Annotated in this window: 13 protein-coding genes; 10 read left to right on the top strand and 3 right to left on the bottom strand. The window is 74.4% G+C overall.

The genetic code is table 11. From position 1 onward, the window contains the following. Positions 1-288: 288 nt before the first annotated feature. Complete coding sequence (locus C5508_RS17410; protein ID WP_104526195.1) at positions 289-591, bottom strand: DUF2631 domain-containing protein; 303 nt, start codon at positions 589-591, stop codon at positions 289-291. A 75-nt stretch (positions 592-666) separates the two neighbouring features. On the opposite strand from C5508_RS17410, the gene dxr reads away from it, so the two are divergent. From dxr to C5508_RS17380, 6 genes are all read left to right on the top strand, one after another. Continuing rightward, a complete protein-coding gene (gene dxr, locus C5508_RS17405; RefSeq protein ID WP_104526194.1) occupies positions 667-1,863 on the top strand; it encodes a 1-deoxy-D-xylulose-5-phosphate reductoisomerase in 1,197 nt (398 codons plus the stop codon). Beyond that, entirely contained in the window at positions 1,844-3,232 is a 1,389-nt protein-coding gene (locus tag C5508_RS17400; RefSeq protein WP_232797250.1) for a M50 family metallopeptidase, read from the top strand. The genes dxr and C5508_RS17400 overlap by 20 nt, the downstream gene beginning before the upstream one ends. A 3-nt stretch (positions 3,233-3,235) precedes the next feature. Continuing rightward, positions 3,236-3,460 (top strand): hypothetical protein, encoded by a 225-nt coding sequence (locus C5508_RS17395; RefSeq protein ID WP_104526193.1) that lies wholly within the window; start codon positions 3,236-3,238, stop codon positions 3,458-3,460. 72 nt (positions 3,461-3,532) lie between these two features. Then, positions 3,533-4,693, top strand: a complete 1,161-nt coding sequence (gene ispG, locus C5508_RS17390) for a flavodoxin-dependent (E)-4-hydroxy-3-methylbut-2-enyl-diphosphate synthase (protein WP_104526192.1) — start codon at positions 3,533-3,535, stop codon at positions 4,691-4,693. 2 nt (positions 4,694-4,695) lie between these two features. After that, positions 4,696-5,547: a GNAT family N-acetyltransferase gene (locus C5508_RS17385; RefSeq protein WP_104526191.1), complete on the top strand. Its 852-nt coding sequence runs from the start codon at positions 4,696-4,698 to the stop codon at positions 5,545-5,547. A 92-nt stretch (positions 5,548-5,639) separates the two neighbouring features. Beyond that, on the top strand, positions 5,640-7,529 hold the full coding sequence (locus tag C5508_RS17380; protein WP_232797249.1) for a penicillin-binding transpeptidase domain-containing protein: 1,890 nt from the start codon (positions 5,640-5,642) through the stop codon (positions 7,527-7,529). Between the two features lie 10 nt (positions 7,530-7,539). Here C5508_RS17380 and C5508_RS17375 read toward each other — a convergent pair whose 3' ends face one another. Continuing rightward, the gene (locus C5508_RS17375; RefSeq protein ID WP_104526190.1) at positions 7,540-7,998 is read right to left on the bottom strand and encodes a ferritin-like domain-containing protein; all 459 of its coding nucleotides are present in this window, start codon (positions 7,996-7,998) and stop codon (positions 7,540-7,542) included. A gap of 12 nt (positions 7,999-8,010) precedes the next feature. Continuing rightward, entirely contained in the window at positions 8,011-8,508 is a 498-nt protein-coding gene (locus C5508_RS17370; RefSeq protein WP_232797248.1) for a hypothetical protein, read from the bottom strand. A gap of 267 nt (positions 8,509-8,775) precedes the next feature. Here C5508_RS17370 and rimP point away from each other — a divergent pair, with 267 nt between their 5' ends. The 4 genes from rimP to C5508_RS17350 all read left to right on the top strand — a co-directional run. After that, a complete protein-coding gene (gene rimP / locus C5508_RS17365; protein WP_104526188.1) occupies positions 8,776-9,438 on the top strand; it encodes a ribosome maturation factor RimP in 663 nt (220 codons plus the stop codon). Beyond that, positions 9,435-10,586, top strand: coding sequence for a transcription termination factor NusA (nusA, locus tag C5508_RS17360; protein ID WP_104526187.1), 1,152 nt, complete (start codon positions 9,435-9,437; stop codon positions 10,584-10,586). Before rimP ends, nusA begins: the two co-directional genes overlap by 4 nt. A gap of 8 nt (positions 10,587-10,594) precedes the next feature. Next, positions 10,595-10,861, top strand: a complete 267-nt coding sequence (locus C5508_RS17355) for a YlxR family protein (protein WP_232797247.1) — start codon at positions 10,595-10,597, stop codon at positions 10,859-10,861. Between the two features lie 179 nt (positions 10,862-11,040). Next, a partial coding sequence (locus C5508_RS17350; protein ID WP_198598158.1) for a translation initiation factor IF-2 N-terminal domain-containing protein occupies positions 11,041-11,797 on the top strand: 757 nt, incomplete at its 3' end.

Raw genomic sequence — 11,797 nt, 5'->3', positions numbered from 1 at the left:
CGGTGGCGGCGAACAGGGTGGTCCGGGGGCGAGCCATGGCGTGTTGTGTCCCGTCGGGCGATGGTCCGGAGGATCCGGACCGGGCAGGACGATCTTGGCCGGACCGACGGCTCGCTTCCACGACGCCGCAGTGTCGAATTTGATGAAAGTCGCGCCGATCGCGCTCATATGTTGCCAACAAGTGATCGTGCGGCGCGGTCACAGCGGGCGAACGTTGCCGATCCCGGCGTGGAAACGCCCGAGGCCGGCTCCCCTTGCGGAGAGCCGGCCTCGGGCGATCGGCAGCGGTCAGCGGCGCCAGGCGGTCTTCTTGCGGCGCAGGTCCCAGATGAGCACGAGCGCCATCAGGGCGGCGATGCCCACCAGCCAGAGGTCTTCGGTGCGGCCCTCGTGGTTGCCCACCAGGTACGTCAGGAGGACGAGGGTCGCCAGCCAGCCGCCGATCTGGCCCCACTTGCCGGTCTCGCCGTGCCAGCCCCAGTCCGCGGGGCTCTCGTGCTCGACGGGGTGCGAACCCGCTCGGACGACAGCCTCTTCACGTCCGGGCTGGCTGACCCGCTGGGTCGACGGGGAGTGGAATGCCTCGGTCACGCCGTCATTCTGGCAGGAGCCGGTCCGGGACACCCGTCGAGGGCGCCTCTGCGGCGGGTCGGAGAGGATGCGGGCGTGACTGCGCTGCGCGAGGTGACTCTCCTGGGCTCCACCGGCTCCATCGGCAAGCAGGCGGTGGCCGTGGCGCGGCAGAACGCGGACCGGGTACGGATCACCGGGCTCGCCGCCGGTGGCGGGGACGTCGCGACGCTGGCGGAGCAGGCGCTGTCGCTGGGCGTGCGCACCGTCGCCGTCGCCCGGGCCACCGCCGCGCAGGACCTGCAGCTGGCCTTCTACGCCGCCGCCTCGCAGCGCGGGTGGAACAAGGGGGAGTACTCCCTGCCGGAGATCCTCGCCGGACCGCGCGCCGCGGAGGAGCTCGCCGCCCGTCCCGCCGACGTCGTGCTCAACGGCATCACCGGCTCCATCGGCCTGGGCCCCACGCTCTCGGCCCTGAACGCCGGGCGCACGGTCGCCCTGGCCAACAAGGAGTCGCTGATCGCCGGCGGCGACCTCGTGCTCGCGGCGGCCGCGCCCGGGCAGCTCGTGCCGGTCGACTCCGAGCACTCGGCCATCGCCCAGTGCCTGCGGGGCGGCGCCCGGGGCGAGGTCGCCCGGCTGGTGCTCACCGCCAGCGGCGGGCCGTTCCGCGGTCGCACCCTCGAGGAGCTGACGGCGGTCACCGTCGAGCAGGCGATGGCCCACCCGACGTGGGACATGGGCCCGGTGATCACCATCAACTCGGCCACGCTGGTGAACAAGGGCCTGGAGCTCATCGAGGCGCACCTGCTCTTCGGCGTCCCGTTCGGCGACATCGACGTCGTCGTCCACCCGCAGTCGATCGTCCACTCCATGGTGACCTTCGCCGACGGCGCGACGATCGCCCAGGCCAGCCCACCGGACATGCGGTTGCCCATCGCGCTGGCGCTGGCCTGGCCCGACCGGCTCCCCGTCGTGCAGCCGGCGCTGGACTGGTCCACGGCGAGCACGTGGGACTTCCTGCCGCTGGACGAAGAAGCGTTCCCCGCCGTCCGGCTGGCCCGCTCCGCCGGTGAGGCCGGCGGCGTCGTCCCGGCCATGTACAACGCGGCCAACGAGGAGGCGGTCGCGGCGTTCGTGGCGGGTCGCCTGTCCTTCACAGGGATCGTGGACCTCGTCGCGCGTACCCTCGACGCCGCGCCGGACCTCGGCGTCCCCACCTGCGTCGACGACGTCCTGGCGGCGGAGAAGTGGGCCCGGGAACACGCCCGGGGTGTGGTCGCCGGAGGCTGAGCTGAGCGGGATCCTGCTGACGATCCTGGGGATCGTCCTGTTCGCCCTCGGCCTGATGTTCTCCATCGCCTTCCACGAGGCCGGCCACTTCTGGTGGGCCCGGAAGTTCGGCATGCGGGTGCCGCAGTTCATGGTCGGCTTCGGGCCGACGGTGTTCTCCCGGCGCCGGGGCGAGACCGAGTACGGCATCAAGGCCGTTCCCCTCGGCGGCTATATCCGCATCGTCGGCATGATCCCGCCGGCCGAGGAGAACGAGAGCAAGCGGGCCACCCGCATGCGCAGCTTCATCGCCGAGGTGCGCGGCCAGGCCCTGGACGACGTGCTGCCCACCGACGGCGACCGGGTCTTCTACAAGAAGCCCTGGTGGCAGCGGGTGATCGTGATGTTCGCCGGCCCCTTCCACAACCTGGTGCTGGCGGTCGTCTTCTTCACCGTCTTCCTCGTCGGCTTCGGCATCCCGGAGGTCACCACCACGGTCTCGCGCGTCAACGACTGCGTGCTGCCGGCGGGCGCGGTGACGGCGAACGCGGAGAACCCCTGCTCGATTCCGATCACGCCGCAGGGCGAGCGCTGCGAGGCGGGGGTCGCCGGATGCGCGCTCCCCGTCCGCAGCCCCGCCGCGGAGGCCGGTCTGCGGGCCGGCGACACGATCCTGGCCATCGACGGCGAACCGGTCTCCCAGGAGCCGACCGAGGGCTGGAACGCGGTGCAGGACGCCATCCGCGTGAGCGCGGACGAGCCGCTGGTGCTCACCGTGGAGCGCGACGGCCGGGAGCGGGAGCTCGAGGTCACCCCGATCGAGAACCTCGCGTACCTGGACGAGGAGGGCGAGCGGACCGCCGTGGTCGGCTTCGTGGGCATCAGCCCCGCCGCCCGCCAGGTGCGGCAGCCCGTCAGCGAGGTCCCCGGACAGCTCGGCTCGATGGTGGTCACCTCGGTGCAGCGGCTCGCCGAGATCCCCGAGCGCATCCCGCAGCTGTTCCGGGCGACGTTCCTGGGGGAGGAGCGCGATCCGCTCGGTCCCATCGGCGTGGTGGGCGTCAGCCGGATCTCCGGGGACGTCTTCGCCTACGAGGAGTTCACCGCCGCGGAGAAGATCGGCTACTTCATCTCGCTGCTGGCCGGGATGAACCTGGTGCTCTTCCTGTTCAACCTGCTGCCGGTCTACCCGCTCGACGGCGGGCACGTCGCCGGGGCGCTCTACGAGAAGGCCCGGGCCACCGTCGCCCGGCTGCGCGGCCGCCCCGACCCAGGGCCCTTCGACATCGCGCGGCTCATGCCGGTCGCCTACGCCGTCGCCGGGGCCTTCCTCGCGCTCTCGCTGCTGCTCTTCGTCGCCGACATCGTCAACCCGGTCCGCTTCGGCTAGCCGGTGGTACCGGAGAGCGCCTGCGGCCGCCGGCTGCGTGAGGACGACGCAGGCCCGGCCGGTGAGGTCGGTCGGGTGCTGGACGTGTTCGACGACTCCCCCCGCGGCGCAGGACCGCTCTCGCTCGCGGTCGACTTCGAGACCACGGGCATCGGGATCTACCGGGCCGACGAGGTGGGGGCCACGGACCCTCCAGCCACCTTTTGCGGCCGGGGCGTGGGCCGCTGACGTCCCGTCCCTCCGACCGACGTCACAGCCGGGCGGGCGGCACGCGCCCGTGGGCGGGGGATACTGGCGCACATGGCGATCCCCATCGGCCTCGGCATGCCCGCTGCGCCCCCGCCCGTCCTCGCTCCGCGACGGAAGACCCGTCAGCTGGACGTGGGCGGCGTCGGCGTCGGCAGCGACCACCCCGTCAGCGTGCAGTCGATGTGCACGACCAAGACCGCGGACATCAACGCGACCCTGCAGCAGATCGCCGAGCTGACGGCGTCGGGCTGCCAGATCGTGCGCGTCGCGGTCCCGGACACCGACGACGTCGAGGCGCTGCCGATCATCGCCAAGAAGGCGCAGATCCCGGTCATCGCCGACATCCACTTCCAGCCGCGGTACGTCTTCGCCGCGATCGACGCCGGTTGTGCCGCCGTCCGCGTGAACCCGGGCAACATCAAGAAGTTCGACGACAAGGTCGGTGAGATCGCCCGGGCGGCCAAGGACGCCGGCATCCCCATCCGGATCGGCGTCAACGCCGGGTCGCTGGACAAGCGGCTGCTGGCCAAGTACGGCAAGGCCACCCCGGAGGCGCTCGTCGAGTCGGCCCTGTGGGAGTGCTCGCTGTTCGAGGAGCACGACTTCCGCGACATCAAGATCTCGGTGAAGCACAACGACCCGGTCGTCATGGTCCGCGCCTACGAGCTGCTCGCCGAGCAGTGCGACTACCCGCTGCACCTCGGCGTCACCGAGGCCGGGCCGGCGTTCCAGGGCACGATCAAGTCCGCCGTCGCCTTCGGGGCGCTGCTCAGCAAGGGCATCGGCGACACGATCCGCGTCTCCCTCTCCGCACCGCCGGTCGAGGAGGTCAAGGTCGGCAACCAGATCCTGGAGTCGCTGAACCTCAAGCAGCGCGGGCTGGAGATCGTCAGCTGCCCCTCCTGCGGCCGCGCGCAGGTCGACGTCTACAAGCTGGCCAACGAGGTCACCGCCGGGCTCGAGGGCATGGAGGTCCCGCTCCGCGTCGCCGTCATGGGCTGCGTCGTCAACGGCCCGGGCGAGGCCCGCGAGGCCGACCTCGGTGTCGCGTCGGGCAACGGCAAGGGGCAGATCTTCGTCAAGGGCGAGGTCGTGAAGACCGTGCCCGAGTCGCAGATCGTGGAGACCCTGATCGAGGAGGCTCTGCGCATCGCCGGTGAGCACGTCGACGCCGGTGAGCCCTCCGGGCCCCCGGTCGTCACCGTCAGCTGACCGTGCTCCGCGCGTCCAGCGCCCGGGTCCTCGACGAGAGCGACGAGCCGGCCGTCACCGAGCTCCTCGCCACAGACCCCGTCGCCAGCTGCTGGCTGGCCGGCCGGGTGGAGGCGGTGGGCACCGGTGCGCTCGCCCTCGGTGCCCCGCTCTGGGGGTTCGGGGCCGGCCGCTCCCTGGAGGCGGTGTGCCTGGCCGGGGCCAACCTCATCCCGTTCGCCGTCCCCGGTGCCGAGCGGGCGGCGGCCGCCGCGTTCGGCGAGCGCGCTCGCCGGGCGGGACGGCGGTGCAGCACCATCGTGGGCCCGGCCGCGGCCGTGGAGCCGCTGTGGCAGCTGCTCGAGCCCTGGTGGGGCCCCTGCCGCGACCACCGGCCCCGGCAGCCACTGCTGGCGATCGACGGCCCGCCGGCCGTCGCGCCCGAGCCGCGGGTGCGACCGGTACGACCCGAGGAGCTCGAGACGCTGCTGCCGGCCGCCGTCGCGATGTTCACCGAGGAGGTCGGCGTCAGCCCGCTGCGGTCCGACGGCGGGATCGGCTACCGGGCGCGCGTCGCCGAGCTCATCCGGGCGGGGCGGTCGCTGGCCTGGATCGAGGACGGCCAGGTGCTGTTCAAGGCGGAGATCGGCGCGGTGTCCCGGGCGGCCTGCCAGGTGCAGGGCGTCTGGGTGGCCCCCTCCCACCGCGGTCGCGGTATCGGCACGGCGGGCACGGCAGCAGTCGTCGAGTACGCCCGCTCGGGAATCGCCCCGGTCGTCAGCCTCTACGTCAACGACTACAACGCCCGGGCCCGGGCGTCCTACCGGCGGGTGGGGTTCCGCGAGGTCGGGACGTACTCCAGCGTGCTGTTCTGAGAGGGCTGCCGTTCCCCCCGCGCCTCGCACGCTCGGCGCGGGTCCCTGAACGGCAGCCGTTCCAGCACGTCACCTTCTGAGAGGGTGTCCCCGTGCGGAGACGACCGGCCACCCTGCTGACCTCGCTGCTGATCGCGGTGCCCGTGCTGGCCGGTTGCTCCGGCAGCAGCGAGGGCGACGTGCGCAGCGCCGCGGAAGCGTTCCTGGAGGACTGGGCGGCGGGGTCGACCGAGGCCGCGGCGGGCGCCACCACCGATCCCGCCGTCGCCACTGCCCTGCTGGAGCAGACCGCCGCCGACCTGCCCGGCGCGGTCCTGCGGCCGGAGCTCGGCGAGGTCACGGTCGAGGACGACACCGCCACCGTCGACTGGACCGCTTCCTGGGCGCTGGCCGCGGCGCCGGAGTGGAGCTACGAGGGCGCGCTGCGGCTGCGGGAGGGCGACGAGGCCTGGGAGGTCGTGGCGGAGCCCGCGATGGTGCACCCGGAGCTGGGGGAGGGGCAGCGCCTGGAACTGGTCCGGACCCTGCCCGAGCGCGCGCCGATCACCGACGCCGACGGCACTCCGTTGTTCACGGAGACCGAGGTCGTGAACGTCGGTGTCGCCAAGGGCCAGGAGACCGACCTGCCGGCCCTGGCGTCCGCGCTCTCAGCGGCCACGGGCATCGCCGCCGACGAGATCGTCGCCGACGTGCAGGCGGCGCCCGAGGGGCAGTTCGTCCCCGTCATCACGCTGCGCCGTCCCGACTTCGAGCGGATCCGCGCCCAGGTGTTCGACCTGCCGGGCGCGGTCTTCCCGACCGACACCCGGTCGCTCGCCCCCTCGCCCCGGTTCGCGGAGGCGCTGCTCGGCCGCGTCGGCGGCGCCACCGCCGAGATCATCGAGGAGTCGTCGGAGGACGGTGTCGCGCGCTACGCGGCCGGTGACGAGGTCGGGCTCTCCGGTCTGCAGCGCGCGCTGCAGGAGCAGCTGACCGGCACGGCCGGGTTCACCGTGTCGGTGGTCAGCACCGACGAGGCCACCGCTGACGCCGGCCGGGAGATCGCCGCGGTCGAGCCGGTGCCCGGCGAGCCGGTCCGGACGCCGCTGGTCCGGAGCATCCAGGAGGCGGCCGACGCCGCCGTCGCGGGGGAGACCCGTCCCACGCACCTCGTGGTCGCCCGGCCGGGAACCGGGGAGATCCTCGCGGTCTCCTCCAACGAGGTGGCCGACGCCGGGAACGCGCTGTCCGGCCAGTTCCCGCCCGGCTCCAGCATGAAGGCCATCACCGCCACCGCCCTCCTCTCGGCCGGAGCGGTGACGCCGGGCAGCGCGGTGCCCTGCCCCGGGACCACCGTGGTCGACGGTCGCGAGTTCGAGAACCAGGACCAGTTCGACCTCGGCACGGTGCCCTTCAGCGAGGCCTTCGCCCAGTCCTGCAACACGACCTTCATCCAGGAGGGCCTGGAGCTGCCCGACGCCGCGCTGGCCGAGGCGGCCGCCGCCTACGGGGTCGGCACCGACTGGCAGCTGCCCGTGGCCGTCTTCGGCGGCACGGTCCCCGCGGACAGCACCGGCACCACCAAGGCGGCCAACGCAATCGGTCAGGGGCAGGTGCTGATGAGCCCGGCCCAGATGGCGCTGGTCGCCGCCGGCATCGCCAGCGGCACCCCCGCCGTCCCGGTCGAGGTGATCGGCGCCGAGCCCGCCGGCGCGACGCCTCCGGGCCCCTCGGCCGAGGTGCTCGACGCGCTCCGGCCGATGATGCGGCAGGTCGTTCTCTCGGGCACCGCCACGGCACTGGGCGACCGGGGCGAGGTGTTCGGGAAGACGGGCACCGCCGAGTACGGCAGCAACACCCCGCCGGACTCGCACGGCTGGTTCGTCGGCTACCGCCTGGGCGGCGCGGGTGGCGACCTGGCCTTCGCGGTCCTGGTCGAGGGTGGTCAGTCCAGCAGCGCAGCGGTCGCGGTCACCGACGCGTTCCTCGGCGCCGTGCGCTGAGGCGCCGGCGTCACTGGGCGGCGAGCCCCGGCAGCGCGCGCGTCATCGGCGTCCGGCCGGCGGCCCCGCGCCAGCCGACCGCCCGGACCTCGGCTGCGCCGAGCACGCTCATCGCCAGCTCGCGGGTGGGGCGTTCGGTGGCCCGGTCGAGCACGCGCACCCACGCGCTCGCCACGCCGTCCTCCAGGGTCGCGGCCAGCGCGGCGGCGTCGACGGCGGACAGCACGGGGAAGGGGAGGGCGTAGCCGCCCTCGGGACCGGCCGGATCCTCGCCGCGCTCGGTGAGCAAGGAGGTGAGCTGGTCCCGGACGTCGCGGTGCGCGTTCTCGGCCGCGGTCACCGCCTGCCGCTGGGCCGCGGGCAGCGCGGCGCCGACCACGCCGTAGCCCCAGACGGCCGCGTGCTCGGCGGCGAGGGCATCGGCCAGGGCGCCGTTCTCCTCGGTCGTGTCCGTGCTGTCCTCAGCCATCGCCGAGCTCCCTCATGCCAGTCGTGCCTCGTGGCCCCGGAGACCCGCGGCGATGGAGCCCAGCAGCGCCGCCCGTGCGCCGGACTGGTCCAGGCAGGCGGTGGCGTGCGACGTGGCGGCGACCGCCACCTGCGCGCGCAGCCACGCCTGGGCGGCGCCGGCGGGCGGGGTGTCGGTGGGCGGGCGTCCGGCGGGACGTTCGCCCGCGGCCGCGGCCGCGGCCGCGGCCCGCAACCGCTCCAGCTGCTCCCCGGCCTGCCCGGCGAGGTCGGCGGCGGACGCGGCGAGGCCGGGGTCGGCCCGGAACGCCAGGTCGTAGGCCGCGACCAGCGTCTCCTGGACCGCGACCTGACCGGCGAGCTCGTCGGCCTGCTCGCTGGTGACGGCCTCGGGCTCGTCCTCGGAGGAGGAGGTGCACCCCGCGACGGCCACCAGCCCCGCGGCCGCGGAGACCGCGAGCAGGGTGCGGCGGGTGAACGTCCGCGGGCCGGGGAGGGCGGTGGGAGGCATCACCCCCATCCTGGCAGCCGGAGGTCAGGACAGCCGGTCGCGCGTCCGCTCGACGTGCCGCGTCCCCGCCGGCGCACCCCGTCCGGCCCTCGCGCCCCACCGGCGGAGCGGGGTCCGTGGCCTGGTCGGCGGTCCGGCGTCGCCCGGCGGGCGGTAGCCTGGGCCCTTCCCCCCGACACCGGGTCCGGCGGCTCCCCAGGGCCACGGCGCCGGCCCGCGGGGGTGCGCGCACGCATCGTGCGGCTGACCGAGCCTGAGGAGGCAACTGTGTCCGCCTCTCGCGGAACCCACCGGAGCGACTCCGCCACCGAGCGGTTGTCCGGCTGGATCCAGCCGGTCGTCAGCGAGGCCGGCTACGACCTGGAGGAGCTCGTGGTCACCCCAGCCGGTCGGCGCAGCGTCGTGCGCGTGGTCGTGGACCGCGACGCCGGGGTGACCCTGGACGGCATCGCCGAGGTCAGCCGGGCGGTCTCGGAGGTTCTCGACAGCAACGACGACGGCATGGGCCGGACGCCCTACGTCCTCGAGGTCAGCAGCCCGGGCGTGGACCGCCCGCTCACCGAGCCCCGTCACTGGCGGCGCAACACCGGCCGCATGGTGCAGGTGGCAGCCGGCCCGGCCGGATCGACCGAGCAGCTCACCGGCCGCATCACCGGCGTCGACGACGCCGGCGTCACGCTGGCCGTCGAGGCCAAGGGCAAGCCCGGCGCGAAGAAGCGCGCCCCGCAGCCCCGCCTCGTGCCGTGGGCCGAGCTCGGTGCAGGCCGCGTGCAGGTGGAGTTCGCCCGGTCCGAGGCCGCGGACGACCACCACGACGACGGTGACCTCCTCGAGGGCACCGACGACGACTTCGACGACGACACCCCGCAGGACGACGCCGCGGAGCTCGACGGCCTGGACGAGCCCGCGGACGACAGAGGAGAGAAGTGAACATCGACGTCACCGCGCTCAAGGCGGTGGAGCGCGAGAAGGGCATCCCGGTCGACACGGTGATCGAGGCCCTCGAGACGGCCCTGGTCACCGCCTACCGGCACGCCGACGGCGCGGCCAAGCACGTGCGGGTGCACGTGGACCGCAAGAGTGGCGAGGTCGCCGTCCTGGCGCAGGAGAGGGGTCCCGACGGCGAGGTCGTGCGCGAGTGGGACGACACCCCATCGGACTTCGGCCGGATCGCGGCCAGCACCGCCAAGCAGGTCATCGTCCAGCGGCTGCGCGACGCCGAGCACGAGCAGACCTTCGGCGAGTACGCCGGCAAGGAAGGCGACATCGTCAGCGGCATCGTCCAGGCCGATCAGCGGCGCAACGCCAGCGGCCTGGTGATGATCGACATCGGCAAGGTGGAGGCCGTGCTCCCGTCGGCCGAGCAGGTGCCGGGGGAGAGCTACACCCACGGCAGCCGCATCAAGGCCTACGTCGTGGCGGTGTCCCGGACCTTCCGCGGCCCCCAGGTCACCGTCTCCCGCACCCACCCCAACCTGGTGCGCAAGCTCTTCGCCCTCGAGGTCCCCGAGATCGCCGACGGCAGCGTCGAGATCGTCGCGGTCGCCCGCGAGGCCGGGCACCGCTCGAAGATCGCCGTCCGGACCAAGGTGCCAGGGCTCAACGCCAAGGGCGCCTGCATCGGGCCGATGGGCCAGCGGGTGCGCAACGTCATGAGCGAGCTGCACGGCGAGAAGATCGACATCGTCGACTGGTCCGAGGATCCGGCCGACTTCGTGGCGCAGGCACTGAGCCCGGCCAGGGTCAGCAGCGCGCGGCTCGTGGACACCCAGGCCAAGGCCGTGCGGGTCGTCGTCCCCGACTACCAGCTGTCGCTGGCCATCGGCAAGGAGGGGCAGAACGCCCGCCTCGCCGCCCGCCTCACCGGCTGCCGCATCGACATCCGCAGCGACGCGCAGGCCGACGACGCCGACGCAACCCCCTCGCCGGGGGTAGGTCGCCCGCCGCTGCGTTCGGGCGCGCCGGCTCACCCGGCGGGGCGACGGAGCGGTGCTCCGGGCGGCCGGTCCCAGCCGTCGGCGGGCGGTCCGCGATCCGCGTCGCAGCGCGCGGAACATCGCGGGCCGGCCACGCGCTAGAGTTATCGGTGGCCGAAACGTCGAATCCGGTCCGCACCTGCGTGGGGTGCCGGAAGAAGGCGCCGGTCAACGATCTGCTGCGCGTCGTCGTCGTGAGCGGGGAACTCGTCCCCGATGCACGGCGGGTCCTCCCCGGTCGCGGTGCTTCCTTGCACCCGACCGCGGAGTGCCTGAGCGCAGCGGAGCGACGCCGGGCCTTCCAGCGGGCGCTGCGCAGCAGCGCCCCCGTGGAGGTCGGTCCGCTCCGGGAGCACGTCCTCGGCCCCTCGTCCTGAGGTGCCGGGACCGCGGTCCGGAAGGGCACACAGCAGGACCCAGTCGGGCCGGCACCAGGCCGGTCCGCACGTCGACAGGACACCGTCGGATGACTCAGCCGTGAAGTTCTCACGATGACCATGCGCCACTAACGACGAGGTCGAGCGGGCAAGCCGCCGGCCTCACAAAGAGGAGACCCGTGCCAGGCAAAGCCCGCGTACACGAACTCGCCAAGGAGTTCGGTGTCGACAGCAAGACCGTGCTCGCCACGCTCAAGGAGCAGGGCGAGTTCGTGAAGTCCGCGTCCTCCACCGTCGAGGCCCCCGTGGCCCGGCGGCTCCGTGAGGCGCTCGGTGCCGCCACCGGTGGCGGCAGCGCACCGGCCGCTCCCGCGGCCCGTCCCAGTGCCCCGGCCCCCAAGCCCGCCGCTCCCGCGACCCCGGCTGCACCCGCCGCGCCGTCGGCTCCGGCCGCCGCCGTGCCGACCGCGCCTGCTCCGGCCCGTCCGTCCGCCGCTCCGGGCCCGCGTCCCGGCCCGCGTCCCGCGGCACCGGCTCGGCAGGCACCGGCTCCGCAGGCGCCGGCCGCTCAGGCGCCGGCCGCTCAGGCGCCGCCCGCTCAGGCGCCGGCCGCTCAGGCGCCGGCCGCTCAGGCGCCGGCCGCTCAGGCGCCGGCTGCCCCGGCCGGCCCGCGTCCTGCTGGACCGCGTCCGACCGGCGGCGCGACCCCGGGTGGGCCGCGTCCCGGTCCCCGGCCGGCCCCGCGTCCGGGCAACAACCCCTTCAGCAGCGCTCCGCGTCCGGCTCCGTCCGGTGGCGCCGCCCGTCCGGGTCCCGCTGCGGGCGGCCCCCGTCCGGTGCCCGGCGCCGGTGGTCCCCGTCCCGCGCCGGGTGCCGGCGGTCCCCGTCCCGCGGGTCCGGGCGGTCCTCGTCCCGCCCCCGGCGCGGGACGGGGAC

The organism is Blastococcus atacamensis, from assembly GCF_002938425.1.
Lineage (GTDB): Bacteria > Actinomycetota > Actinomycetes > Mycobacteriales > Geodermatophilaceae > Blastococcus > Blastococcus atacamensis.
The sequence above is the reverse complement of the archived record's forward strand: the minus strand, read 5'-3'. Positions and strand labels throughout refer to the sequence as shown.

Excerpts from the sequence above, each read along its gene's own strand:
- ispG (WP_104526192.1), top strand. The coding sequence starts at position 3,533 with ATGGCGATCCCCATCGGCCTCGGCATGCCCGCTGCGCCCCCGCCCGTC.
- C5508_RS17375 (WP_104526190.1), bottom strand. The coding sequence starts at position 7,998 with ATGGCTGAGGACAGCACGGACACGACCGAGGAGAACGGCGCCCTGGCC.
- C5508_RS17370 (WP_232797248.1), bottom strand. The coding sequence starts at position 8,508 with ATGCCTCCCACCGCCCTCCCCGGCCCGCGGACGTTCACCCGCCGCACC.